A 24,814-nucleotide genomic window follows, 5' to 3' on the forward strand; every position below is an offset into this window, starting at 1 on the left:
AGGTCGATCAGTCTCGCAGCTTGAGCCCGCGACTGTCGGGAACATTGCCGACGAGAATCAGCACGGCGTCCACGACATGCCACACGAACAGTCCGAACAACAGAATCAAGCCGAGACCGAACACCACGGTCAGCAGCACGCCGAAGAAGAACAGCAGCAACTGCGCGACGCCGATTCCGGTGCTACCGATGTAGAAACGACCCACGCCGAGCCAGCCGAGGAACAGCTGAAGTAGTCCACCGACGATCTTCGATTTGTCCGACAACGGTTCACCGGTGACCGGATCCCGCCCGTACGGCGCGTCGGGTCCGACACCGAAACCGGGCCCGGCCGAAAAGCCCTGTGCTCGGCCGTAATTCTGCTGGCCGTAACCCTGCTGGCCGTAACCCTGCTGCTGGCCATACCCTTGCTGGCCGTAGCCCGACTGCTGGCCATACCCCTGCTGGCCATACCCCTGTTGGCTGTATCCCCCGGTCTGGCCGTACCCCTGTGGGGGACCGTAGGGCGACTGTTGGCCGTATCCCGGCTGACCGTATCCCTGGTACTCGGATCCCGGTGTCGGGTAACCGGCGGACGGCGGAAGGCCACCGATCGAATTGTCGATACTGCCGTCCGGGCTGGGGGCCGGATAGCTGGGAGTACTGGACCAGCCGGGCCCGTTGCCGATACCCGAATAGGTGTCCCAGCCCGGTCCGGTAGAACCGGCGGGACCGTGCGAGGGTGCGGACTCGGATGTCGCGGGCGGCTCGGAGAGCGACGCCTCGGCCGTTGCGTCGTAGTCGAACGGTGTACCGAAAGAGCCGGCCGACTTGTCGGTGCCGCCGCCCGAATCGGCAGGGTCGGGGTGTGCCCTCTTCTCGAAATCAACCACGGGTACTGCCTTCTTCCTCGGCTTTCTTCTCGGACGATGTCTCGCCCGTGCCTTCCTGCGGATCGCCGTCGGCGGACTCGCCACCCGTCTTGTCTTCGCTGTCACGACCGTCGTCGTCGTTCGACTTCAATGCCGCCGGGTCTTCGCGACCCTTGGTGGCGAGAACGAAATAGGCGACCGCGAGCACGAAGATGATCGCCGAGGTGAACGAGTTCACGCGAATGCCGGCGATCTTCGTCGCGAAGTCGTCTCGCATGAGTTCCACCCAGAACCGACCGACGCAGTATCCGGCCACGTAGAGCGCGAACAGTCGACCGTGGCCGATCGTGTACTTCCGATCGACGAGTACCAGGAGGACGACGATCAGGACGCTCCACAGCAGTTCGTAGAGAAACGTGGGGTGGACGACCTTCTCGACCATTCCGGTGGAGACGCCGTTCAGCGGATCGAGCCGGCCGTTCGCATCGAGTCGCTCGTAGATCTCGAGACCCCACGGTTGCGTGGTTTCGCGACCGTAGAGCTCCTGGTTGAAGTAGTTGCCGATGCGGCCGATTGCCTGGGCCAGCAGGATCGGCGGGCCTACCGCGTCACCGAATGCCGGGAGTGGGATGCCGCGTCGACGACACGCGATCCAGGCACCGACTCCGCCGAGGAACACCGCGCCCCAGATTCCGAGGCCGCCGTTCCACACGTAGAGCGCCTCGATCGGCCGACCGCCGGCACCGAAGTACGTCTTCCAGTCGGTGGCCACGTGGTACAGCCGGCCACCGAGAAGCCCGAAAGGTACGGCCCACACGGCGACGTCGAGGACCGTGCCCTTGGTTCCGCCGCGAGCGACCCACCGGCGATCTCCCCACACCACGGCCACCACGATGCCGATGATGATGAACAGGGCGTAGGCACGGAGCGCGAGCGGTCCGACGTGCCACACCCCCTGCGCGGGACTGGGAATATAGGCCAGGAAGGCGGTCGAAGTCACGACGCTACGTTAGCGGAGCGGACACCCTCGGCGAGTTCGGTCGTCAGGTCACGAACCGCGTCGAGACCGTTGTCGACAGCCGTCACCAAAGCCGAGCCGACGATTACCGCGTCGGCATACTTCGCGATCTCGGCAGCCTGTGCGCCCGACCGAACGCCGAGACCGACGCCGATCGGGATGTCGGAATGCTCGCGGATACGCGCCGCCAACGCCGGTGCCATCGAGGACACCGCGTCGCGGGCACCGGTCACGCCCATCGTCGAGGCGGCGTAGACGAAGCCGCTGCTGGCTTCGACGGTGCTGACGAGTCGCTCCTCCGTCGTCGACGGTGCGACGAGGAAGATTCGGTCGAGTCCGTACCGATCCGAGACCTCGATCCATTCCTGAGCCTCATCGGGGATCAGGTCGGGAGTGATGATTCCGAGTCCACCCGCATCGGCGAGGCTCCGGGCGAAATTCTCGATGCCGTATTTGAGCACCAGATTCCAGTAGGTCATGACGACCGCTTTGCCACCCGCGGCTGCGACCTGCTCGGTGACGGCGAAGACGTCCTTGACCCGGGCACCGGCCCGCAGCGCCACGTCTGCAGCAGCTTGGATCGTGGGGCCGTCCATCACCGGATCGGAGTACGGGATGCCGACCTCGACGATGTCGCACCCGGCATCGACCATGGTCTTGAAGACCTCGATCGACCGGGGGACGGTCGGAAAGCCGGCGGGCAAGTATCCGACGAGTGCAGCGCGCCCTTCGGCACGGCACTGGGCGAACGTCCCGGAGAGGCGAGAGTCGTTGTTGCTCATGGCTTGATACCTGCTTCGTCGTCCACGTTCGCTTCGCCGTCTCCGTCGATCAGACCGAACCACTCGGCTGCGGTGTCGACGTCCTTGTCGCCGCGACCGGACAGGTTGACCAGGATGATGGCACCTTCACCCAGTTCCTTGCCGAGGGTGAGTGCGCCGGCGATGGCGTGCGACGATTCGATGGCCGGGATGATGCCCTCGGTGCGGCACAGCAGCTTGAAGGCGTTCATCGCCTCGGTGTCCGTCACGCCGCGGTACTCGGCGCGCCCGATGTCGTGCAGGTACGAATGCTCGGGTCCGACCCCGGGATAGTCCAATCCTGCTGAGATGGAATGGGATTCGACTGTCTGGCCGTCCTCGTTCTGCAGCAGGTACGAGTAGGCACCGTGCAGGGCTCCAGGCGTACCACCGCTGATGGTCGCCGCGTGACGACCGGTCTCGACTCCGTCGCCGGCAGCCTCGAACCCGACGAGACGCACATCGGCGTCGTCGATGAACGCGTGGAAGATTCCGATGGCGTTGGACCCGCCGCCGACGCATGCCGCGATGGCATCGGGCAGGCGGCCGGTGGATGCGAGGACCTGCTGCCGCGCTTCGAGGCCGATGATGCGCTGGAAATCGCGGACCATCACCGGGAACGGATGCGGCCCCGCGACGGTTCCGAAGCAGTAATAAGTGTTGTCGGCGTGGGTGACCCAGTCTCGCAGTGCCTCGTTGATCGCATCCTTGAGAGTGCGCGAACCGGACTTCACTGCGACGACTTCCGACCCGAGCAAACGCATCCGGGCGACGTTGAGGGCCTGGCGCTCGGTGTCGACCTCACCCATGTAGACGACGCAGTCGAGACCCATCAGGGCACAGGCCGTGGCGGTCGCGACGCCGTGCTGACCGGCACCGGTCTCTGCGATGACACGAGTCTTGCCCATTCGCTTGGCGAGCAGAACTTGCCCGAGCACGTTGTTGATCTTGTGAGAACCGGTGTGATTCAGGTCTTCTCGCTTGAGCAGGATCCGAGCGCCACCGGCATGCTCGGACAACCGGGTCGCCTCGAACACCGGAGATGGGCGACCGGTGTAATCGCGCTGCAGCCGATCCAGCTCACCGAGGAACTCGTTGTCGCTGCGCACTTTCTCGTACTCGGCGGTGACTTCCTCGATCACACCCATCAACGCCTCGGGCACGAACCTGCCCCCGTACACGCCGAAGTGACCGCCCACGTCGGGCTCGTGCGCGCTGCGATCGGTGAGGCCGATGCTGCTCTGCGGCAGATCAGCGCCCTTGAAGCGGACTACCTGAGGGGCGTCCGCGGCGGAAGAAGTTTGGCTGGTGCTCACCCCTCCAGTGTGCCCCAACGGCGGACCGTCGCCGCGTTCGGGTGGGGTGCCGGTTCAGCGTGCGGGTTTCGGGCACGACGGGTGCGTGCCCGCCGTCACCAGGTCCGAGACCGCAGTGCGCGGATCGCCCGCGGTGACCAGACCTTCTCCGACCAACACTGCGTCGGCGCCGGCTCCGGCGTACGCGAGAAGGTCGGCAGTGCCCCGCACTCCCGACTCGGCAACGCGAATGATCTCACTGGGCAGACCGGGCGCGATACGGCCGAAACTGTCGCGATCGATCTCGAGGGTCTTGAGGTTGCGGGCGTTGATACCGATGACGCTGGCACCCGCCTCGAGTGCGCGATCGGCCTCGGCCTCGGTGTGGACCTCGACGAGTGCCGTCATGCCGAGTGACTCCGTGCGATCGAGAAGAGACGTGAGTGCGTCCTGCTCCAGGGCCGCGACGATCAGCAAGATGACGTCCGCGCCGTGGGCTCGGGCCTCGTGGATCTGGTACGGACCGACGATGAAATCCTTGCGCAGCACAGGAATCGAGACTGCGGCTCGCACCGCGTCGAGATCGGCGAGCGATCCCCGGAAACGACGCTCCTCGGTCAACACGCTGATGACCCGAGCGCCACCCTGCTCGTAGGCACGCGCGAGCACCGCAGGATCACCGATGTCGGCCAACGCGCCCTTGGACGGGCTCGCACGCTTGACCTCGGCAATGACGCCGATGCCGTCCTCGCGGAGGGCAGCCGCCGCGTCGAGAGGTGCCGGGGCCAGCTTCGCTGCTGCCTTCACCGCAGCGAAATCGATCACCGATTCACGCGCGGCGACGTCGGCTCGTACACCGTCGAGAATCGAGTCGAGAACAGTCATGGTGCCCCAGTCCTTTCTGAGCATCGACATTCGATGTGAGGAATCTCATCGAGGTCGGAACCTAGCGTAGAGGGCCGAATCAATCCGACGAACGCCGGGTACCGGACTCGTCGGTAGGGTCTTCACCGGCATCGAGCGCGTCCCACATCATGCGCTCGGTCAGGTCTTCACCCTCGTCCTGTGCACCCACGGCGGACGTGGTTCCAGCGGCCCGGCGAGCCACTTCGTCGCGCCGCACAGCAGGAGCTGCGTACTTGGACGAGAGTACCTGTGGGCCAAAAGATTTCCGAATCGACAGGGCAGCCGCCGCGAACGCACACAGGGCCCCTGCGAGCGTGATCAGCGCGGGCAGTGTCGATGCCGTCGTCATCGTCACCTCGGCACGAGCCGGGAGCTCGGCGAGCGCAGCCGCCTCCGAGTCCGAAGCCCCCGCGGCGAGTAGCCGAACGGCCGGAATCGCCGCAGCGATCGCAACCACCGCGATGAGCAACGCCAGAACCCGAGATGCCCACCCGCGCACCGCGAACGAGGCCGCCACAGCAGCGACAAGCACCAAGGCGAGAGGAGTCGTCGCCGCGGCCCAGGTACTGCCGACGAGATCGTCGGTCCGGCTCTCGCCGAGACCGTCGGAGGACGTCACGCTCACCCACGTCATTCTGGACGCACCCCACAGGCATGCGGCCGCAACCACGAGCAGCACGACAGGCAGAACGGCCGATCCGCGGCCGCCGGAGCGTTCGGTCATCGGCCACCTACCTCACGCAGCGTTTCGGCTGCTGCGACGGCACTCAGCACGGCCATGGCCTTGTTCCTCGCTTCTTCGTCCTCGTACTCCGCTACCGAGTCGGCCACGACTCCGGCACCGGCCTGCACGTACGCCGTGCCGTCCTTGATGAGCGCGGTGCGAATCGAGATTGCGGTATCGGCGTCCCCGGCGAAGTCGAGATAGCCGACGATGCCGCCGTAGATGCCACGCCGCGTCGGCTCGAGCTCGTCGATCAGTTCCATCGCCCGCACCTTGGGTGCACCCGACAGCGTGCCCGCGGGGAAGCACGCCTTGACTGCGTCCAGAGCCCGCTTTCCCTCGGCGAGCCGTCCCGTCACCGTCGACACCAGGTGCATGACGTGGCTGTAGCGCTCGATATGGCGATAGTCGCCCACGCGCACCGTCCCGGGAGCACACACTCGGCCGAGATCGTTGCGACCGAGATCGACGAGCATCAGATGCTCCGCGTTCTCCTTCTCGTCGGCCAGCAGATCCTTCTCGAGCAGCACATCGTCCTCCTCGGAGGCACCGCGCCAGCGCGTACCGGCGATCGGGTGCGTGGTCGCGAGACCGTCCTTGACCGTCACGAGAGCTTCGGGGCTGGATCCGACGATCGAGAACGCAGTCTCGTCGTTCTCCCCTGGTACGTGCATCAGATACATGTACGGGCTGGGATTCGAGGCCCGCAGCATGCGATAGACGTCGAGAGGAGACGCCTCGGTGTCCATCTCGAAGCGCTGCGAGAGCACCACCTGAAACGCTTCACCGGCCTCGATCTCCTCGACCAGCCGCTCGACATCGGCACCGAATCCCTCCGATGTCCGCTGCCTGCGGAAACGGGGCGCGGACTTGGAGAAGACCGACACCGTCGACGCAGCAGGCTCGGACAGATCCGCGCACATCCGGTCCAGGCGACTCACCGCGTCGTCGTAGGCCCGGTCGACGTGCTCGTCGGTGCCGTTCCAGTTGACCGCGTTCGCGATCAGGGTGATCGATCCTTCGTGATGGTCCACGGCCGCCAGATCGGTGGCCAGCAACATGACCATCTCGGGAATGCCGAGATCGTCCTGCGCATGTTCGGGCAACTTCTCGATGCGCCGCACCGAGTCGTATCCGAGGTATCCGACCATTCCGCCGGTCAACGGCGGCAGGCCCGGCACGCGCTCGGAATGGAGTAGCTCCAAGGTTCGGGCCAACACGTCGAGGGGGTCACCGCCGCTCGGGACGCCTGCGGGCACGTTGCCGCGCCACGCCGCCTCGCCGTCGACCACCGTCAGCGCCGCAGGCGCACCCGCACCGATGAACGACCATCTCGACCACGAACGCCCGTTCTCCGCGGATTCGAGCAAGAACGTTCCGGGTCGGTCGGCGGCAAGCTTGCGGTACGCCGACAACGGAGTTTCGGAGTCGGCGAGCACCTTTCGCGTCACCGGCACCACTCGATGCTCGGCGGCGAGCTGGCGGAACACCTCCCGGGACGTGGTCGAGTCCGCGGCATCGGTGGGTTGGGCGTCGATGGGTGCGGCGTCCATGGATGCGGTCTCGGTGGGGCTCGTGTGGGGAGTCGTCTCGCCGTGCATGACCCCATCCTCCCAGGTTCGGCGGCGACACCCTCGCGCGCGGTAACCTGCCGACCATGAAACCAGGCGAGCTCGTTCCCGATTTTTCCCTGCCGGACCAGACCGGAAAGCTGCGAACGCTGACCGAATTGCTGACCGACGGTCCGATAGTGCTGTTCTTCTACCCGGCTGCTTTCACCCCCGGATGCACCGCCGAAGCCTGCCATTTCCGCGATCTCGCAGGCGAATTCGCCGAGGTGGGTGCCACCCGGGTCGGCATCAGCGCCGACGCGGTCGCCAAGCAGGCCGAGTTCGCCGCCGCCAAATCGTTCGACTATCCGTTGCTCTCCGACGAGGACGGTGCCGTCGCGACGGCATTCGGGGTCAAGCGCGGCCTGCTCGCCAAGCTCTCCCCGGTCAAGCGCGCGACGTTCGTCATCGGTACCGACCGCAAGGTCCTCGAGAGTTTCTCCAGTGAGGTGCGATTCGAGGCCCACGCGGACAAGGCGCTGGAATACCTGCGCGCGCACCGCAGCTAGGCCGGTTGTTCGACGCGATGCCTCGGGCCCGGGGATGCTCGAGGCATCATGTGCAGAACACAACTGTCTCGATCGAAAGGTACCCGCGATGGACACGTCGGCGACACCGAATGATGCGGTGGATCCCCGCTGGCTCACCGAGAGCCAGCAAGAGGCGTGGCGTGCGCTCGTCGCCCTGGTCACCCGACTGCCCGCAGCATTGGACGCCCAGCTGCAACGCGATTCGCAGTTGACCCACTTCGATTACTTCGTCCTCGCGGTCGTCAGCGAGAATCCACAGCGACGAATTCAACTGCGCGATCTCGCGGAGTACGCCAACGCGTCACTGTCACGTCTGTCGCACGTGGTCACCAAGCTCGAGAAAGCGGGATGGGTTCGCCGCGAGAGTATTCCGGGGAGCCGCGGTTCCTATGCGGTGCTGACCGACGCCGGTATGGAGAAGGTCGTGGCGTCGGCACCAGGACACGTCGAGACAGTGCAGGCTCTGATATTCGACGGATTGTCCGACGCGGAGGTGGGTCGACTGTCGACTCTGAGTACGACGCTACTCACTCAGCTGGACAAGGGAATTGCCGCAGGAACCGGTCACGCCTGAGCCGCGGGCCCCAACAGCACGTCGGAGTCGAAGCAGGTGTGGGTGCCGGTGTGGCATGCCGCGCCGATCTGGTCGACGACCAACAGCACTGTGTCCCCGTCACAATCGAGCCGCACCTCGTGCACGTACTGCGTGTGCCCCGAGGTCTCGCCCTTGACCCAGTACTGCTGCCTGGACCTGGAGTAGTAGGTGCCCTTGCGCGTCGCGAGCGTGCGCGACAACGCTTCGTCGTCCATCCAGGCAACCATCAGTACCTGGCCGGTCGAGCGCTCCTGCACCACAGCACTGAACAGCCCGGCCTCGTTTCGCTTGAGCCGGGCGGACAGCGTCGGGTCGAGAGTCATCGAAAACCTCTTCGCTAGCGGACGACGATGCGCTCGGCGCGCATCGATTCTTTGACCTGGCCGATGGTGAGGTCCCCGAAGTGGAACACGCTTGCGGCAAGGACGGCGTCGGCTCCGGCGTGGACGGCGGGCGCGAAATGTTCGACGCGCCCTGCTCCTCCGCTGGCGATGACGGGAACGTGCACGGCGGACCGGACCGCCGCGATCATCGGCAGGTCGAATCCGGCCTTCGTGCCGTCGGCATCCATCGAATTGAGAAGGATCTCACCGACTCCCAGTTCGGCACCGCGTACTGCCCATTCGACAGCGTCGATACCGGTTCCACGCTTGCCGCCGTGGGTGGTGACTTCCCAGCCCGACGGGGTGTCCTGCTGTCCCTGCGGGACGGTGCGTGCATCGACCGACAGGACGATGCACTGGGACCCGAATCGCTCACTGAGCTCGCGCAGCAACTCCGGCCGAGCGATGGCCGCGGTGTTGACGCTGACCTTGTCGGCACCGGCCCGCAGCAGTAGGTCGACGTCGGCGACAGTGCGTACTCCCCCACCGACGGTCAGGGGAATGAACACCTGCTCGGCGGTGCGGCTGACGACGTCGAGCATGGTTCCTCGATCGGATGTGGACGCCGTGACGTCGAGGAACGTCAGTTCGTCGGCTCCCTGTGCGTCGTACGCTGCCGCGAGCTCGACGGGATCACCTGCGTCGCGGAGGTTTTCGAAGTTGACGCCCTTGACGACACGTCCGGCGTCGACATCGAGGCACGGGATCACTCTGACCGCAACGCTCATCGCACCGGTCCTTCCAGATAGTCGCCGGGTGCACCGAGTTCGGTGATCACCTTCAGCAGTTCGCCGTGTACTCCGGGGCCGGCCGCGAGCACCGACTTCGAATCGATGGTCCACGGTCGGCCATCGAGATCGGTGACGATTCCGCCCGCAGCACGAACCAGCAGGGCCCCGGCAGCGTTGTCCCAGGCGCGGTATCCGAAGACCACCGCACCGCCCAGTACGCCGCTGGCGGTGTACGCCAGATCGACTCCGGTGGCACCGTGCATGCGCAGCCGCGAGGAGTGCATCGACAACTCTTCGAGAATGCGAAACCGGAAGCGGCCGGGGATGGATCCACGGCTGGCAACGTTGAACGCACCGAACCCGATCATCGACTCCCGCAACGACTTCGGTTGCAGTGCGGGTAGCGGTGCCCCGTTCAGAAGCAACGGGCCGTCTGCCACGGCAGAGAATCGCTGATTCACCAGCGGTAGCCACGTGAGCCCGAGGACCGGCACCCCGTCGTCGAGCAACGCCAACAACGTTCCGGCAGAGGGCAATCCGGACGAGTAGTTGAATGTGCCGTCGATCGGGTCGAGTACCCATACGAGACCGGAGTTCAGATCGGGACCGCCGAACTCTTCACCGTGAACGGCGATTCCGGTGGCGTCGTACAGTTCCGCGCCCAGACGACGCTCGAGTTCGAGATCCACCGCGGTGGCGAAGTCGTCGGGGCCCTTCTGCACGGCACTCGGTGCGCCGACGCCCGCGAGGAACCGATCATGGATGCCGTCGAGCAACCCACGGGCGATCTCGAGCAGACGACTCGGTTCCTCGGGAAGGGTCATTCGTCGTTACCGAGACACTGCCGCGAGGGCATCGGGCAGTGTGAAACGCCCGGCGTACAAGGCTTTTCCGACGATGGATCCCTCCACGCCACGGTCGACCAGTCCGGCGATCGCTTCGAGGTCGGCGATCGTCGACACGCCGCCGGACGCGATGACCGGCTTGTCGGTCCTGTCGCACACGTCGGCGAGAAGTTCGAGGTTCGGGCCGGTCAGGGTGCCGTCCTTGGTGACGTCGGTGACGACGTACCGCGAGCAGCCGTCGCGTTCGAGCCGCTCGAGTACCTCCCACAGGCCACCGCCGTCACTGACCCAACCGCGGCCACGCAGACGAGGCGCGCCGTCCACCATCAGCACGTCGAGGCCGACCGCGACACGATCGCCGAATTCGCCGATCGCCCGAGCGCACCACTCGGGGTCTTCCAGAGCCGCCGTACCCAGGTTGACGCGTGCGCATCCGGTTGCGAGGGCGGCGCGCAGGGAATCGTCGTCGCGAATTCCGCCCGAGAGCTCGACCTTCACATCGAGCTCACCGACGACCGAGACCAACAGTTCACGGTTGGACCCGCGCCCGAACGCTGCATCGAGATCCACCAGATGGACCCACTCGGCGCCGTCGTTCTGCCACGCCAGGGCGGCATCACGGGGCGAACCGTACTTCGTTTCGCTACCGGCTTCCCCTTGAACGAGACGGACAGCTTCGCCGCCTGCGACATCGACAGCAGGCAATAAGACCAGGCTCACGTGCGGTTATGCTACGGGCCGACTCGCGTCGAATTCAAAACGGGTCAGCACTGCCTGGATCCGCAGGCCGCCGGGACGAACCGTCAGCTGTCGGGACCGAGTTCCTTGCGCGTCATGCGCGTGGACACGACCCCCATGGCCGTGATCGCCCCGACAACTCCGGCCAACGCGATGAGCAGAGCAACGCCGGCGGTGGGCTGCCACACAGCAATCGACACGGTCGCGAGGGCGAGTACCGCAACTGCCGCCCCGAGCGCTCGAAACGCCAACCGGCCGAGCGAGAACTCGCGTTCGCTCACACCGATCGAACCCAGTTCTCGAGCAACGCGGCACCGGCGTCGCCGGACTTCTCGGGGTGGAACTGCGTGGCCGAGAGCGCGCCGTTCTCCACGGCAGCGAGGAAGCGGCCACCGTGATCGGCCCACGTGAGCAACGGCGCGGCGATGGTCTCGCTCGGTTCGAGTTCCCACTGCTGCGCGGCGTAGGAATGGACGAAATAGAACCGTGTCTCGGGGTCGATGCCGTCGAACAGCACGCTGTTCTCCGGAGCCTCGACGGTGTTCCAACCCATGTGCGGGAGCACTTCGGCCTGCAGGCGTTCGACGGTGCCCGGCCATTCGCCGCACCCGTCCGCCTCGACGCCGAACTCGACACCGCGATCGAAGAGGATCTGCATTCCGACGCAAATTCCCAGCACCGGGCGGCCACCCGCGAGACGACGCCCGATGATGCGCTCACCTCGAACGGCCGTCAGACCCTCCATACAGGCGGCGAATGCACCGACCCCGGGAACCACCAGCGCTTCTGCATTCAGGGCTTCGTCGAAGTCGGAGGTCACCGTCACGTCGGCACCGACGCGGGCCAACGCCCTTTTCGCCGAGTGCAGATTGCCCGAGCCGTAGTCGAGCAACACCACAGAAGTCATGGAACGAGTCTATCGGGGACGTGGACGCGCGATCAGTGCCACCGCCGCGACAACGGCAACGGTGGCTGCACCTGCAGTGAACCCGGCGGTGTAGCCCACACTCGTCGCGATCACACCGAGGGCGAGCGCCCCTGCGCCGGTACCGGCATCGAAGCTGATGTTCCACACGGCACTGGCGCTGCTGTACCGCGCGGGCCCCGCCGCGTCGAAGGCCATCACCAGACTGTCGTTCTGGCATGCGCCGTAACCGATTCCGAACAACACCGCGGCGACGAAGAACAGTGCGGCAGGCATGTCACCTGCGGCGGCAACGGCGAACAAACCGACGCCCAGGGCCGCGGAGATGAGCGCAGGCACCACCGACCGGCCGATTCCGATGCGATCGGCAACCGAGCCGGCGGCATATCGACCGACCAGCATCGCGGCACTGACCACGGCGAGGGCCACGCCGATCATCGCGGCTCGCTCGGATTCGGCGATCGGCAGCAGACTGGTGATGCCGCCGTACGACGCCGACACCGACGCAACGACGAGGCACGGCACCAGGAACCGCCGGGCGTCGAGGCGGACCCGGTCGACCCGAGCCGGTTGCGGTGCGGGCCGGGTAGGCGGCAACAGAGCCACCCCGATCAAGCCCGCAGCGGGAACCAGAGCCCCCAGTACGAACACCGCCGTCGGGCTGGCCGCGAAGATCACCAGGCCCAGCGGCAACGTCACCATCTGCGACAGCGCGACCGCGATCCCCTGTGCTCCCGTCGCGCGGCCGAGCAAGTGGGTCGGTGCCAACTCGGCGACGATGGCGGCCCCGGCGACCGTCAACATTCCGAAACCCGTGCCCCGCAGCGCCGATACGGCCAATGCCGGTACGGCCTGCACCGACACGACGAACAGCAACGCGGGAACACCCAGAAGCAGGCAACCGGCCGCAAGCACGGGCCGATGGCCGACGCGAACCAGCATCGAGGGAACGAACAGTTGGGTGATGACCGTGGTGGCCATGAAGATCGCGGTGCTGGCTGCCGCCACCGCGTCGGACGAACCCGATTGCGACACCGCCAGCGGAACCACCGGGAGCAACAGGCCCCAGCCGCCGAACGCGGCCGCACCCATGGCCATCGCGGCCGGGAGGCCACGAATCGAACTCAGACCACTCAACGCACGAGCACCGCTCGACCGATCACAGACTGCCCTTGGTGGAGAGAATTCCGGTGACCCGAGGGTCGTATTCGGTGGCCTGACGCAGCGCCCGAGCGACGGCCTTGAACTCCGCCTCGGTGATGTGGTGCTGGTCGCGGCCGTAGATGACGCGGACATGCAACGCGATCCGAGCGTTGGACGCCAAGGTCTCGAACACATGCTTGTTGATCACGGTGGAGTACGGAACACCCGGGTAGCCGCCGATCACCGAGTGCACCATGTAGTCCGGCTCGCCGGTGTGCACGCAGTAGGGACGGCCGGACACGTCGACCGCCGCATGCACGAGTGTCTCGTCCATCGGAATGAACGAGTCGCCGAAGCGGGTGATGCCGGACTTGTCGCCGAGGGCTTGTCCCAGCGCTTGCCCGAGCACGATCGCAGTGTCCTCGACCGTGTGATGCGCCTCGATCTCGATGTCGCCCTTGGCCCGCACGGTGAGATCGAAGCGGGCATGGGTGCCGAGGGCAGTGAGCATGTGGTCGTAGAACGGCACGCCGGTGGAGATGTCGACGATGCCGGTGCCGTCGAGGTTCAGCTCGACGGAGATGTCGGATTCCTTGGTAGAGCGCTCGATCTTGGCGATGCGGGGAGCGGGTGTGGTCACTGCAGTGCCTCTGCTCTTTCGGTCGATGCGAGTTCCGAGCTGACGGTAAGGAATCGGTCGTTCTCGTGAGCGAGTCCGATGGTGACACGCAGATACCCGGGAATTCCGACGTCCCGGATGAGCACGCCGTCGTCCAGGTACCGCTGCCAGGTGGCGGCCGCATCGGAGAACCGGCCGAAGAGCAGGAAGTTGGCGTCGGACGGCACCACGTCGTACCCCTGTGCGACGAGCGTTTCGGCAACGCGATCGCGTTCGGCCGACAATGCGGCCACGCTCGCCAGGGTGTCGTCGGCGTGCCGCAACGCGGCCCGAGCGGCAGCTTGCGTGACCACCGAGAGGTGATAGGGCAAGCGCACCAACAGCATTGCGTCGATCACGGCCGGGGCCGCAACGAGGTATCCCAGCCGGCCGCCGGCGAACGCGAACGCCTTGCTCATGGTCCGACTGACGACGATCTTGCTGGGGTAGCTCTCGATCAATCCGATTGCGCTTGCCGCCGAGGAGAATTCGGCGTACGCCTCGTCGACCACGACGATTCCCGGTGCGGCGTCGAGGATTCGACGTAGATCCGCCTCGTCGATGCTGTGCCCGGTCGGATTGTTGGGGCTGGTCACGAACACGACGTCCGGCTTACGCTCCTCGATCGCCTGCACTGCGTAGTCGACGTCGAGAGAGAAATCCGCCCGACGCTGCGCCGGAATCCACTCGGTCTGAGTCCCCGACGAAATGATCGGGTGCATCGAGTACGACGGCACGAAACCCAGCGCGGTACGGTCCGGCCCACCGAAGGCCTGCAGGAGTTGCTGCAGAATCTCGTTGGAGCCGTTGGCCGCCCACACGTTGGCAGTGTCGACCGCAAAGCCGGTTTGCCCGGTGAGATAACGCGCCAGGTCGGCTCGCAAGTCGTCTGCGTCGCGATCCGGATACCGGTGCAGCTGCGCCGCGGCGATGCGCACCGATTCGGCAACGTCGTCGATCAGTGCCTGCGTCGGCGGGTGTGGATTCTCGTTGGTGTTCAACTGAACCGGCACGGTGAGCTGCGGCGCGCCGTACGGCGACTTGCCGATCAGCGCCTCGCGCAACGGCAGATCGTCGAGCGAAATTGATTGCCCCAGAGCATCACTCATGATGTACCACCGGTACGCAACCCCTCGAAACGCAGCCGAACGGCCTCACCGTGAGCCGGGAGATCTTCGGCGTTGGCCAGCGCAATGACGTGCGCAGCAACATCTTTCAGTGCGGCCTCGCTGTAGTCCACCACGTGGATCCCACGCAGGAACGTCTGCACACTCAGGCCGGACGAATGCCGAGCGCACCCGGCCGTCGGCAGTACGTGATTGGAGCCGGCGCAGTAGTCACCGAGGCTCACTGGAGACCACGCCCCCACGAATACAGCACCGGCGCTGCGCACGCGAGCGGCGACGTCGGACGCGTCCTTCGTCTGAATCTCCAGGTGTTCGGCCGCATAGGCGTTGACCACGGCCAGGCCCTGTGTGACGTCGTCGACCAGAACGATTCCGGACTGGCTACCGCTCAGCGCCGTGGTGACGCGTTCCGCGTGCCGGGTGGACGCCATCTGCGCATTGACAGCCTCGTCGACGGCATCGGCGAGTTCGAGGCTGTCGGTCACCAGCACACTGGCGGCCATCACGTCGTGCTCGGCTTGACTGATCAGGTCTGCTGCGACGTGCAGCGGATCCGCGGTGGCGTCGGCGAGAATCGCGATCTCGGTAGGGCCTGCCTCGGAGTCGATTCCGATGAGCGAACGACACAGTCGCTTGGCCGCCGTGACGTATATGTTGCCCGGGCCGGTGATCAGATCGACCGGCGCCAGTTCTTCGCCGTCGGTGTCGACACCGCCGTACGTGAGCAGGGCGATGCCCTGACCGCCGCCGACGGCCCAGACCTCGTCGACTCCGAGGAGCTGCGCGGCCGCCAGGATCGTCGGGTGGGGTAATCCACCGAAGTTCTTCTGCGGCGGCGACGCCACCACCAGCGAACCGACGCCAGCGATCTGCGCAGGCACCACGTTCATCACGACCGACGACGGGTACACAGCGTTGCCACCGGGCACGTAGAGACCCACGCGATCGACCGGAATCCAGCGCTCGGTCACCGTGCCGCCGGGCACCACCTGGGTGGTGTGGTCGGTGCGGCGTTGATCCGAGTGCACCAGTCGGGTTCGCTCGATCGCGACCTCGAGGGCGGCCCGGACGGCCGGGTCCAGCTCGTCGAGAGCTCGAACCAATTCCTGCTGCGGAACCCGAACGCGGTCCGGTCGGACTCCGTCGAACTTCTCGCTGAACTCGAGGGCCGCGTCGGCCCCACGTTCCTTGACGGCGTCGACGACGGGCCGAACCTGATGCAGCACCGAATCGACATCCACTCCGCCTCGGGGAAGAGCGCCGCGTAGTTCGGCAGTGGATGGAGTTCGTCCGCGTAGATCGACGCGGGCGAGCTCGATGCGGGCAGGCATAGTGGGCCCCTTCGTGGAGTCGGTTCGGTGCCGGGATTCGGTCGAATCAGTGTTGTCCGAACCACCAGGATAGTTCCACCGAATTCGGCTCAGCCCCGCACGTCCCACAGATGGTGGATGGGATCGTGAATGTAGTAGGCAGCCAGAGTTTCGACGGTGAAGTGGGAACCGTCGCTGCGTCGCCCTCTGCGATCACGGTCTTCCGGCGGCACAGCCGAGAAGGCGTCGGCCAACGCATGTGCCGCTTCCCCGAGTTCCGACGCCACCGTCGCCGGATTCTGCGCGTTGTAGTTCTCGGCCACGGCCGTGGCGTCCTGGTCCCAATTGTCGAACTCGGGATCGTCCTCGGTCAGCACCAGCGCCAACCGAGTGCGGAATATGCGGTGTGCATCCCGAACATGTGCGCCGTATTCGAGCGCCGACCATGTCGAATCGTCGGGACGCACTGCCGCGTCCTCGCGACGGAGCACTGCGATCCACCGATCCACGTCAGCGCGGATCAACGCGGGTACGGCGTCGTATTCGACGGCGCTCGAGTCGAACCCGCAGTCGGGGCAGGCACTGTCGAGGACCCACGTCCAGTTCTTGGTATCGGGTTCGATCGGCATGCGGGTCACTGTAGAGCAGGGCCCGTACCGCCACGGGCTGTCCGAGAGGTCAGGCGTAACGAGCAGCCAGATTGTGCAGTGTGCTCGTGATGCCCTGCGCATTCTTCTGCGGCATCTTGAACAACTCGAGCATTTTCGGAACCTTGGCGGTGCCGTAGACGAAGCTCTCGGTGACAGTGGTCAGGCTGGGCTGCTTCTCCTCGAATTCCCAGCGCCAGCTGTGGCCCATCGGGTGCTGCCACTCGATGATCTTGTGTCGATCCGCATCCACGAACTCGGTCACGGTGCTGGTGATCTTGTACGGCACGCCGTACTGCTTCATGCCGACGGAGAATTTCGCGCCGCTGCTCAACCTCTCGGGTCCGCGGACGGTGTCCTTGACTGTGCCGGATCCGTCCAGCTCGCCGTGCCGGGTGGGATCGGCCACGATGTCGAACAGTTCGGCTGCCGGTGCCCGAACCTCGGTCTGTCTCGTGACCTGCTGGGGACCGGTGTCGATGGTTCTGATGTCTGCCATCTGCAGCGTCTACCCCACAATGACCGTATCGACACCCGGCCACCGCGCAGAATGCGAATTGACGGGCGTAGTTCAATGAACACATGTCCTGGTCAGTGTGGCTCACCTTCCTCGGCGCGAGCATCGTCATCAGTCTGTCTCCCGGAGCCGGAGCCATCGCGTCGATGTCCACAGGTCTGCGCTACGGCCTACGCCGCGGGTACTGGAACATCTTCGGGCTGCAGATCGGCCTGCTGGTCCAGATCGGCATCGTCGCAGTCGGACTCGGTGCCGTCCTGGCCAATTCGGCCCTGGCCTTCACCGCGATCAAGTGGTTCGGTGTCGCCTATCTGGTCTACCTCGGCATCCGCCAGTGGCGGTCGGCTCCGTCCGAAGTCGCGGACGCCCCCGCGGTGGCGGATCGAGGCACGACGATGCTCGCGCGGGGATTTCTCGTCAACGCGAGCAACCCGAAAGCCGTCGTGTTCATGGTCGCTGTGCTGCCCCAGTTTCTCGACCCGACGCGACCGCTGATCACCCAGTACCTCGCCATCGCCGCGACCATGGTCGTCGTCGACATGCTGGTGATGACCGGTTACACCTCGCTGGCATCACGAGTCCTGCGCATGATGCGGTCGCAGCGTCAGCAGAAGACCATGAACCGCACGTTCGCCGGCCTGTTCTTTGCCGCCGCAACATTTCTGGCCACGGTACGAAGGGTGACCCCATGAGGAAATACCGCGTGATCATGAAGAATGCGCTCGGCGGAGATCCGATTCCATTGGGGCTCTTCGACACTCTGCTCGAAGCCAACACCTGGATTCAGGACGTGGGCAAGCGGGACGAGCACGAACTCGGTACCTACACAGTCGAAGTGGAGGTCGACGAGTGAGTAGACGGTGTCCGTGTTCGAGTGGGGACACGTTCGACGCCTGTTGCGAGCCGTACCTGACGGGCCCCGTCGATGCACCGACGGCCGAGAAGCTGATGCGCTCGCGCTTCACCGCGTTCGCCGTCGGTGACGTTGCCTACCTGCGGACGTCGTGGCATCCCGACACCGCACCGGCCCAGCTGGAGTTGGACCCCGACCAACGGTGGTATCGACTCGACATCTTTGCTGCCGACGCAGGCGGAATTTTCGACGAGACCGGCACCGTGCAGTTCGAGGCACGGTACAAGCATCCCGACGGTGCCGGCACGATGGCGGAGATCAGCCGTTTCGTCCGAGTCGACGGCCGGTGGCGCTACCTCGACGGAGTCGTCGCTCCCTAGAGGTTGCGCAGTTTCGTGGGCCGATTGCCCGCGGTGCGACGCGCTTCCTGCTTATCCTTGATGCGCTCGGCATCCTTGCGAACCTGGATCTGAGTCCGACGCTCGCGTACCAGCCACTGCGGTGGGCTGGCGATCAGTTCCTCGATCTCCACGCTGGTCAACGCTTCGGTGACTCCGCCGCGTGCCAATCCGGCGATGGACACACCGAGCTTCTTCGCGATCACGTCGCGGGGGAACGGTCCGTCGGTCTGCAAGTCGGTCAGCCACTGCGGCGGATTGCTGCGCAGGGCGTCCAGCTCGGATCTGCTGATCATCGAGTTCTGGAACTCTTCCGGCGCTGCGGGTAGATAGATGCCGAGCTTGTTCGCCGCGGTCAATGGCTTCATGGTCTGCTGTTTGTTCTCCGGGCTCACCGGACCAGCTTATCCGGCAATCGGCGGTCCCGACGCCACCGTCCCGCGCTTCGTGCACCGTCCCATAGGCTCGACTCCGTGAACATCGATGTGCAGACACTGCGCTGGTATGCGGCAGTGGCGCAACAACTGCATTTCGCCCGCGCTGCTCAGTCGCTCGGAATCTCCCGAATCCGCCTCAGCAAGACCGTGGTGGAACTCGAAGAGTTGCTCGGCGTCGACCTGTTCGTGCCGGGTGCGTCCCCCACCGAACTCACCGCCGACGGACGCGATCTGCTCGAACGCGCGTTGGTCGAGATCGCCGAGGACGATCGGCGTTCGGAGCGTGCACAGGCTGCTGCCGGGGAGCCGAGCAGTTTCACCATCGGATACGCCGAGGGCGTGACGCTGACCAAGTGGACGCGAATCTGGGCCGATCGGTTTCCCGATGTCGCCTTGTCCGTCGTGGCAACGACTCCGGACACGCAGGTGTCTCATCTGCGTGATGGAACGGTCGACGTCGGCTTCGTCAGGCCGCCGATCGATCGTGAAGGTCTGAACGCCATCGGGCTGTACCAGGAAATCCAGGTCGTGGTGGTACCCAAAGACCATGCGGTCGCAGCATTCGACTCGGTCACCGCTCTCGACCTCGCCGACGAACACCTGCTCGCCGATCCGACCACGGTGCCCGAATGGGCTGCTGTTGCAACAGAACTGAGCACCGGCGATCGTCCCGCACTGCCACCGATGACCAGCACAGCGGAGACTTTCGAATACGTGGCCGCCGGGCTGGGCGTGGCGATCGTCCCGCACTCGGTTGCGCGATTCAACGCTCGCAAAGATCTCGTGTACCGCCCGGTCACCGACGTCGAGCAGACACAGATCGCACTGGCCTGGGTGGCGGAGCGGGAAGACGACCGCATCGAAGAATTCATCGGCATCGTGCGGGGCCGGTCGACGCGAAGTTCACGCGGATCGTCGGACGACGCGCCCGTCAAGAAGAAGGCGCAGCCCTCCAAACCGGCTCGACCGGTCGTCAAGACCAAAACGAACGCACGCCGCAGCGGAAAGAGACGCTAGCCGGGCTTCGCCCTCGAGCGCGTTGTGCGCCCCCGGAGGTACGCACAACGCTCACGACTACGAGGGGCGCAGCCGCAGCCGATCGATGTCACGTCGATCCCGCTTGGTCGGACGGCCCGTTCCGCGGTCACGCCGGGGAACCGACGCCAGAACCTCTTTCGTTGGCGGCGGCGGACTGCGATCGATCAGACACTCGGGGACGACCGCTGCGCCGACGCGTTTGGTGATGGCACGTACGACGACGACGATCTTCTCCACACCCTCCACGCGCAACCGGATCTCGTCGTCCGGCCCGATGCGTTGGCCGGGCTTTGCGGGGGTGCCGTTGACGCGGACATGCCCACCGCGACAGGCTGCGGCAGCGGCAGACCGCGTCTTGAACAGTCGCACCGCCCAGATCCAGCTGTCCAGACGGGCACTCTGCAATTCCATCTTCGAACGTCTTCCTCGAATCGTGAGGCTCGGCTACATGTCCAGGCCGAGGTCGAGCACTGTCACCGAGTGTGTCAGACCGCCCACCGCCAGGAAGTCGACCCCCGTACGCGCGTAATCCCGAGCCACGTCGACGGTCAGTCCACCCGAGGATTCCAACTTGGTGTCCGGCGCGAACTTGTCGCGGCGCTGCACCGCCATGTGCGTCTGCCACAGCGCGAAGTTGTCCAGCAGAACGAGTTCGACGTTCTCGGCGAGCACCTCGTCGAGTTGTTCGAGACTGTCGACCTCTACCTCGCAGGCGATGTTCGGCGCAGCGGCCCGCACGGCTCGCAGGGCCGCGACGACGGAGCCGGCCGCCGCGACGTGGTTGTCCTTGATCAGCGCGGCGTCACCGAGACCCATCCGATGGTTGACCCCGCCGCCCGCCCGTACCGCGTACTTCTGCAGCGATCGCAGTCCGGGCAACGTCTTTCGACTGTCTCGAATGCGACACTCGGTCTCTGCGACCTCGGCGACCCAGCCGGCCGTGGCGGTTGCGATACCCGACAGGTGACAGACGATATTGAGCATGGTGCGCTCGGCGGTGAGCAATCCACGGGTGGGAGCTTCGACCGTCAGAACAGCCTGTCCGGGTTCGACATTCGATCCGTCGGCGGTCCTGTGGCGGATCGAGTACGCGCCCGAACCGATCACCTCGTCGAGAACCAGCAGTCCGACATCGAGGCCCGCGAGGGTGCCGAACTGTCGAGACACCACCGACGCCGTGGCCACGGCGTCCTCGGGAACCGTTGCCATGGTGGTGATATCCGGCCCGTACCGGAGATCCTCGTCGAGCGCGGTGCGGATGAGTGCGAGAACCTCGTCGCGGTCGACTCCCGGGTTCACTTCGTCGGCAGTACCGGTCATGTCAGCTTGCTCCCGTCATCACGTCATCGTTCACGATCGTCAGTCGTCCGTTCTCGTCGCGTTCGACATACAGGCTCCGTCGGTACTCGGGCATGCTGTCCGGGAAATCCCGTCGGGTGTGACACCCTCGGCTCTCTCGACGGTGCGCCGCAGCCAGCACGATCACGTCTGCCGCTGCCGTCAGGGCGGCATCCTCGACCGCTACGCCGTCGACCGGCGGTTCCGACACCACGCCGTGTGCCAGCACGTCCTGTGCCGCCGCAAGACCGGACGCATCGCGGACGACACCGACGTCCGTGGTCATGGTTCGCTGCAGTACCGCGCGATCGATCCGCCGGTACACAGGCAGCGCGGTATCGGACACGGCGACCGTGGTTCCGACCCGCTCCGCGGCGACGAGCGCAGCGCGTTCGCCGACCACCAGACCCTCGAGCAGACTGTTCGACGCCAACCGGTTGGCACCGTGCAGCCCGGTGCGCGCCACCTCACCCGCAGCGAGCAATCCCGAGACGGACGTCCGTCCGAACGTGTCGGTCACGACTCCCCCGCACGAGTAGTGCGCGGCGGGTGCCACGGGGATGAGATCCGTTGCGGGATCGATTCCGGCGTCCAGGCACGATGCCGTCACGGTCGGGAAACGCTCACGCACGTGCTCCACGCGACGGGCGTCCAGCAACACGTGGTCGTCGCCGCTGCGGTACAGCAACTCGGCGATGGCACGCGAGACCACGTCGCGTGGTGCGAGGTCGCCCATGGGATGAACACCGTCCATGAATGCGCGGCCGGTGGCATCGACCAAGCGTGCGCCCTCTCCGCGCACCGCTTCGCTGATCAACGGGCGACGGCCCGTCGACCCTGCGGCGAACAGCACGGTCGGGTGGAACTGAACGAACTCCAGATCCGCGACACGTGCGCCCGCATCCAGAGCCAGCGCAATGCCGTCGGCCGTGGCACCGGCCGGGTTGGTACTGCACGAGAACAGTTGTCCCAGGCCGCCTGTCGCGAGCAACACCGTCGGAGTGCGAACGACGCCGACACCGCGAGGCCCGCGCACGAGGAGTCCGGCCACCTCGCCGTCGGTGGTCAGTACACGGAGCGCGGTGGTGTCGAATTCCACCGAAGGCACTGCGGAGTCCAGTGCGCGTTGTACCTCCGCTCCGGTGGCATCGCCGCCGGAATGGATGATTCGGCGAACACTGTGGCCACCCTCTCGGGTGCGGGAAACCGAACCGTCGGGCGCGCGATCGAAATGTGCGCCGGCGACTTCGAGCGACGCGATCGCCGCGCGGCCGCCCGACACGATGGAACGCACCGCATCCTCGTCGCACAGGCCCGCGCCTGCTGCGCAGGTATCCGACACGTGCGCATCGATCGAGTCGCCGAGATCGGTGCCGACGACTGCGATTCCGCCCTGCGCATACTTGGTCGCGGTGTCGACCGAACTGCCCTTGCTGACCGTCAGCACGCGCAGACCGCGAGCGGCGGCCGTGCGAGCCGCGGTCAGTCCGGCGATTCCGCCGCCGACGACGACGAGGTCGGCCGCGGTTTCCCAGGCGACCGACGGGTTCACTCGCCGCCGCCGGGTGTGCCGATCTCGATCATGCGTTGCACCGACTTGCTGGCGATGTTCGCCGTTTCGAGGTCGACGTGGACCTCGTCGCGCCCTTCGACGAGGCAGCGCAACAGCGCGGCGGGCGTGATCATCTTCATGTATCCGCACGACGCGCGGTCGTTGACGGCCAAGAAGTCGACATCGGGTGCAGCCCTGCGGAGTTGATGCAGCATCCCGATCTCGGTGGCGACCAGAACCTGCTTGGATTCGGTGGCGCGGGCCGCGTCGAGCATGCCGCCGGTGGAGAGGATCTTGACCTTGTCGGCGGGCACGAATCCTTCGCCGGCGAGGTAGAGAGCCGAGGTGGCGCAACCGCATTCGGGATGCACGTAGAGCTCTGCATCGGGGTGGGTTCGAGACTTCTCGGCGAGCTCGTCGCCGTTGATGCCTGCGTGGACGTGGCATTCACCGGCCCAGATGTGCAGATTCTCGCGCCCGGTCACGCGCTTGACATGAGCCCCGAGGAACTGGTCGGGCAGGAAGAGGATGTCGCGGCTCGGATCGATCGATTGCACGACCTCGACCGCGTTGGACGAGGTGCAGCAGATGTCGGTGAGCGCCTTGATCTCAGCGGTCGTGTTGACGTAGGAGACGACGACGGCATCCGGGAAGTCTGCCTTCCACTCGCGCAACTGCTCGGCAGTGATCGAGTCGGCGAGCGAGCAACCCGCACGCTGGTCCGGGATCAGGATCGTCTTCTGCGGGCTGAGGATCTTGGCGGTCTCGGCCATGAAGTGCACGCCGCAGAACACGATGGTGTCCTCGGATACTTCGGCGGCCATGCGCGAGAGCGCGAGCGAATCACCCACGTGATCGGCAACGTCCTGAATCGCAGGCAGCTGGTAGTTGTGCGCCAGCAGGGTCGCACCTCGCAGATCGGCGAGCCGTCGCACTTCCGCGGCCCATTCCGCCGACGCGTCGACTCCCCCGTAACCACCGGCTCCATCGACGATGTCGCGGACTCCGGCGAATGCCGAGTCCAGGAAGTTCACCTGGGTAGCGCTGCTGGTCATGACGGTTCTCCTTCACCGATCATCCGGTCGTCGGTGACCGAATTTCCTCCGAGGGAGTTTTCGACTTATGATCGAAAACATGATTCATCGTAGCACCGTCCACGAAGTACTCATTGCGGTGTTCCAAGTTCGGGTCTTTTCCGACCCCGACACCCCTGAACTGGCGGTCCTGTTGTGGCAGCGTGCACTCGACCCCGAGGCGGGCACCTGGTCACTCCCCGGGGGCACCCTGCGCGACGACGAGAACCTGGCCACGTCCGCGCGGAGACAGCTCGCCGAGAAGGTCGACGTACGCAAGGTGGCACACCTCGAGCAGCTGTCCATCTTCAGCGAGCCGGACAGGGTGCCGGGAGATCGCCGAATCGCGTCGACGTTTCTGGGCCTCGTTCCGATCGCGGCCGAGCCGACCCTGCCCGCGGATACGACCTGGTACCCGGTGTCGGAGCTGCCCGCCATGTCGTTCGATCACGGAACGGTTGTCGAGCACGCACGGCATCGACTGGTCGCCAAGCTGTCATACACCAACATCGGATTTGCCCTCGCTCCCGCAGAATTCGCGATTTCGACGCTTCGCGAAATCTACGGCGCAGCCCTCGGCTATCAGGTCGACGCCACCAATCTGCAACGGGTACTGAGCCGCCGCGGCGTCATCGAACCCACCGGACGGCGGGCACCGTCGGGTCGAGCGGGTGGACGGCCTCCAGCATTGTTCCGGTTCGCCGACAACAGCATTCGCGTAACCGACGAGTTCGCGGCATTGCGGCCACCACAGGGATGAACGAGATCCGCCG

The 24,814-nt window shown here is 65.7% G+C and carries 31 protein-coding genes; 7 read left to right on the top strand and 24 right to left on the bottom strand.

The genetic code is table 11. The features are described 5' to 3' along the window. Positions 1-7 precede the first annotated feature (7 nt). The 7 genes from AB0O58_RS12855 to AB0O58_RS12885 form a co-directional block, all read right to left on the bottom strand. The gene (locus AB0O58_RS12855; protein WP_287451675.1) at positions 8-871 is read right to left on the bottom strand and encodes a TM2 domain-containing protein; all 864 of its coding nucleotides are present in this window, start codon (positions 869-871) and stop codon (positions 8-10) included. Further along, positions 864-1,850 (bottom strand): prolipoprotein diacylglyceryl transferase, encoded by a 987-nt coding sequence (lgt, locus tag AB0O58_RS12860; protein WP_032406686.1) that lies wholly within the window; start codon positions 1,848-1,850, stop codon positions 864-866. Before lgt ends, AB0O58_RS12855 begins: the two co-directional genes overlap by 8 nt. Continuing rightward, entirely contained in the window at positions 1,847-2,650 is an 804-nt protein-coding gene (gene trpA / locus AB0O58_RS12865) for a tryptophan synthase subunit alpha (protein ID WP_027497278.1), read from the bottom strand. Before trpA ends, lgt begins: the two co-directional genes overlap by 4 nt. After that, the gene (gene trpB / locus AB0O58_RS12870; protein WP_045841352.1) at positions 2,647-3,918 is read right to left on the bottom strand and encodes a tryptophan synthase subunit beta; all 1,272 of its coding nucleotides are present in this window, start codon (positions 3,916-3,918) and stop codon (positions 2,647-2,649) included. The genes trpA and trpB overlap by 4 nt, the downstream gene beginning before the upstream one ends. A 120-nt stretch (positions 3,919-4,038) precedes the next feature. After that, positions 4,039-4,848 carry an indole-3-glycerol phosphate synthase TrpC gene (trpC, locus tag AB0O58_RS12875; protein WP_027497280.1) on the bottom strand — a complete coding sequence of 270 codons (810 nt, stop codon included), beginning with the start codon at positions 4,846-4,848 and terminating at the stop codon, positions 4,039-4,041. Positions 4,849-4,927: 79 nt separating this feature from the next. Further along, complete coding sequence (locus AB0O58_RS12880; RefSeq protein ID WP_027497281.1) at positions 4,928-5,593, bottom strand: TIGR02234 family membrane protein; 666 nt, start codon at positions 5,591-5,593, stop codon at positions 4,928-4,930. After that, on the bottom strand, positions 5,590-7,146 hold the full coding sequence (locus tag AB0O58_RS12885; RefSeq protein WP_363796734.1) for an anthranilate synthase component I: 1,557 nt from the start codon (positions 7,144-7,146) through the stop codon (positions 5,590-5,592). Before AB0O58_RS12885 ends, AB0O58_RS12880 begins: the two co-directional genes overlap by 4 nt. Before the next feature lie 104 nt (positions 7,147-7,250). Here AB0O58_RS12885 and AB0O58_RS12890 point away from each other — a divergent pair, with 104 nt between their 5' ends. Together AB0O58_RS12890 and AB0O58_RS12895 are read left to right on the top strand one after the other, a co-directional pair. Continuing rightward, a complete protein-coding gene (locus tag AB0O58_RS12890; RefSeq protein WP_032400005.1) occupies positions 7,251-7,712 on the top strand; it encodes a peroxiredoxin in 462 nt (153 codons plus the stop codon). Between the two features lie 88 nt (positions 7,713-7,800). Then, positions 7,801-8,307, top strand: a complete 507-nt coding sequence (locus tag AB0O58_RS12895; protein WP_045841353.1) for a MarR family transcriptional regulator — start codon at positions 7,801-7,803, stop codon at positions 8,305-8,307. Here AB0O58_RS12895 and hisI read toward each other — a convergent pair. The 12 genes from hisI to AB0O58_RS12955 all read right to left on the bottom strand — a co-directional run bounded on the left by hisI (position 8,298) and on the right by AB0O58_RS12955 (position 17,334). Continuing rightward, positions 8,298-8,651: a phosphoribosyl-AMP cyclohydrolase gene (gene hisI / locus AB0O58_RS12900; RefSeq protein WP_027497285.1), complete on the bottom strand. Its 354-nt coding sequence runs from the start codon at positions 8,649-8,651 to the stop codon at positions 8,298-8,300. The two genes, AB0O58_RS12895 and hisI, sit on opposite strands and share 10 nt — an antisense overlap. Positions 8,652-8,665: 14 nt before the next feature. Then, entirely contained in the window at positions 8,666-9,439 is a 774-nt protein-coding gene (gene hisF, locus AB0O58_RS12905; protein ID WP_027497286.1) for an imidazole glycerol phosphate synthase subunit HisF, read from the bottom strand. After that, positions 9,436-10,266, bottom strand: coding sequence for an inositol monophosphatase family protein (locus tag AB0O58_RS12910; protein WP_283348344.1), 831 nt, complete (start codon positions 10,264-10,266; stop codon positions 9,436-9,438). Before AB0O58_RS12910 ends, hisF begins: the two co-directional genes overlap by 4 nt. A 6-nt stretch (positions 10,267-10,272) precedes the next feature. Continuing rightward, entirely contained in the window at positions 10,273-11,007 is a 735-nt protein-coding gene (priA, locus tag AB0O58_RS12915) for a bifunctional 1-(5-phosphoribosyl)-5-((5-phosphoribosylamino)methylideneamino)imidazole-4-carboxamide isomerase/phosphoribosylanthranilate isomerase PriA (protein WP_283348345.1), read from the bottom strand. Between the two features lie 83 nt (positions 11,008-11,090). Continuing rightward, entirely contained in the window at positions 11,091-11,306 is a 216-nt protein-coding gene (locus AB0O58_RS12920) for a hypothetical protein (RefSeq protein ID WP_027497289.1), read from the bottom strand. After that, entirely contained in the window at positions 11,303-11,932 is a 630-nt protein-coding gene (hisH, locus tag AB0O58_RS12925) for an imidazole glycerol phosphate synthase subunit HisH (RefSeq protein WP_032382841.1), read from the bottom strand. The genes AB0O58_RS12920 and hisH overlap by 4 nt, the downstream gene beginning before the upstream one ends. Positions 11,933-11,941: 9 nt before the next feature. Further along, on the bottom strand, positions 11,942-13,048 hold the full coding sequence (locus tag AB0O58_RS12930; RefSeq protein ID WP_366238273.1) for an MFS transporter: 1,107 nt from the start codon (positions 13,046-13,048) through the stop codon (positions 11,942-11,944). 61 nt (positions 13,049-13,109) lie between these two features. Next, the gene (hisB, locus tag AB0O58_RS12935; protein WP_032400001.1) at positions 13,110-13,733 is read right to left on the bottom strand and encodes an imidazoleglycerol-phosphate dehydratase HisB; all 624 of its coding nucleotides are present in this window, start codon (positions 13,731-13,733) and stop codon (positions 13,110-13,112) included. Next, positions 13,730-14,860: a histidinol-phosphate transaminase gene (locus tag AB0O58_RS12940; RefSeq protein ID WP_032382839.1), complete on the bottom strand. Its 1,131-nt coding sequence runs from the start codon at positions 14,858-14,860 to the stop codon at positions 13,730-13,732. The genes hisB and AB0O58_RS12940 overlap by 4 nt, the downstream gene beginning before the upstream one ends. Then, on the bottom strand, positions 14,857-16,209 hold the full coding sequence (hisD, locus tag AB0O58_RS12945) for a histidinol dehydrogenase (RefSeq protein WP_366238248.1): 1,353 nt from the start codon (positions 16,207-16,209) through the stop codon (positions 14,857-14,859). Before hisD ends, AB0O58_RS12940 begins: the two co-directional genes overlap by 4 nt. 89 nt (positions 16,210-16,298) lie before the next feature. Beyond that, on the bottom strand, positions 16,299-16,817 hold the full coding sequence (locus AB0O58_RS12950; RefSeq protein WP_032400064.1) for a DinB family protein: 519 nt from the start codon (positions 16,815-16,817) through the stop codon (positions 16,299-16,301). A gap of 49 nt (positions 16,818-16,866) precedes the next feature. Continuing rightward, positions 16,867-17,334: an SRPBCC family protein gene (locus AB0O58_RS12955; RefSeq protein ID WP_032400000.1), complete on the bottom strand. Its 468-nt coding sequence runs from the start codon at positions 17,332-17,334 to the stop codon at positions 16,867-16,869. 83 nt (positions 17,335-17,417) lie between these two features. On the opposite strand from AB0O58_RS12955, the gene rhtB reads away from it, so the two are divergent. Genes rhtB through AB0O58_RS12970 form a run of 3 tightly spaced genes read left to right on the top strand, consistent with a single transcriptional unit; the run spans position 17,418 to position 18,585 of the window. Further along, on the top strand, positions 17,418-18,044 hold the full coding sequence (gene rhtB / locus AB0O58_RS12960; RefSeq protein ID WP_283348347.1) for a homoserine/homoserine lactone efflux protein: 627 nt from the start codon (positions 17,418-17,420) through the stop codon (positions 18,042-18,044). After that, positions 18,041-18,205 carry a hypothetical protein gene (locus tag AB0O58_RS12965; protein WP_169879459.1) on the top strand — a complete coding sequence of 55 codons (165 nt, stop codon included), beginning with the start codon at positions 18,041-18,043 and terminating at the stop codon, positions 18,203-18,205. Before rhtB ends, AB0O58_RS12965 begins: the two co-directional genes overlap by 4 nt. Beyond that, a complete protein-coding gene (locus AB0O58_RS12970) occupies positions 18,202-18,585 on the top strand; it encodes a YchJ family protein (protein WP_032399998.1) in 384 nt (127 codons plus the stop codon). Before AB0O58_RS12965 ends, AB0O58_RS12970 begins: the two co-directional genes overlap by 4 nt. Here the strand turns inward: AB0O58_RS12970 and AB0O58_RS12975 are convergent. Continuing rightward, positions 18,582-18,998, bottom strand: a complete 417-nt coding sequence (locus AB0O58_RS12975) for a DUF5997 family protein (protein WP_080736442.1) — start codon at positions 18,996-18,998, stop codon at positions 18,582-18,584. The genes AB0O58_RS12970 and AB0O58_RS12975 overlap by 4 nt on opposite strands. 78 nt (positions 18,999-19,076) lie before the next feature. On the opposite strand from AB0O58_RS12975, the gene AB0O58_RS12980 reads away from it, so the two are divergent. Next, positions 19,077-20,057 (top strand): LysR family transcriptional regulator, encoded by a 981-nt coding sequence (locus AB0O58_RS12980; protein WP_032399997.1) that lies wholly within the window; start codon positions 19,077-19,079, stop codon positions 20,055-20,057. 57 nt (positions 20,058-20,114) lie between these two features. Here the strand turns inward: AB0O58_RS12980 and AB0O58_RS12985 are convergent, their stop codons facing one another. From AB0O58_RS12985 to nadA, 4 genes are read right to left on the bottom strand one after another with little or no spacing between them, the layout of a single operon-like run. Further along, complete coding sequence (locus tag AB0O58_RS12985) at positions 20,115-20,489, bottom strand: RNA-binding S4 domain-containing protein (protein WP_032399996.1); 375 nt, start codon at positions 20,487-20,489, stop codon at positions 20,115-20,117. A gap of 33 nt (positions 20,490-20,522) precedes the next feature. Next, complete coding sequence (nadC, locus tag AB0O58_RS12990) at positions 20,523-21,398, bottom strand: carboxylating nicotinate-nucleotide diphosphorylase (protein WP_366238249.1); 876 nt, start codon at positions 21,396-21,398, stop codon at positions 20,523-20,525. Between the two features lies 1 nt (position 21,399). After that, complete coding sequence (locus tag AB0O58_RS12995) at positions 21,400-22,968, bottom strand: L-aspartate oxidase (protein ID WP_283541655.1); 1,569 nt, start codon at positions 22,966-22,968, stop codon at positions 21,400-21,402. Then, complete coding sequence (gene nadA / locus AB0O58_RS13000) at positions 22,965-24,023, bottom strand: quinolinate synthase NadA (RefSeq protein WP_048318691.1); 1,059 nt, start codon at positions 24,021-24,023, stop codon at positions 22,965-22,967. Before nadA ends, AB0O58_RS12995 begins: the two co-directional genes overlap by 4 nt. Before the next feature lie 79 nt (positions 24,024-24,102). Here nadA and AB0O58_RS13005 point away from each other — a divergent pair, with 79 nt between their 5' ends. Further along, positions 24,103-24,801 carry an NUDIX domain-containing protein gene (locus AB0O58_RS13005; protein WP_027497305.1) on the top strand — a complete coding sequence of 233 codons (699 nt, stop codon included), beginning with the start codon at positions 24,103-24,105 and terminating at the stop codon, positions 24,799-24,801. Positions 24,802-24,814: the final 13 nt, after the last annotated feature.

The organism is Rhodococcus sp. NPDC080181, assembly GCF_040702225.1.
Classification (GTDB): domain Bacteria; phylum Actinomycetota; class Actinomycetes; order Mycobacteriales; family Mycobacteriaceae; genus Rhodococcoides; species Rhodococcoides fascians.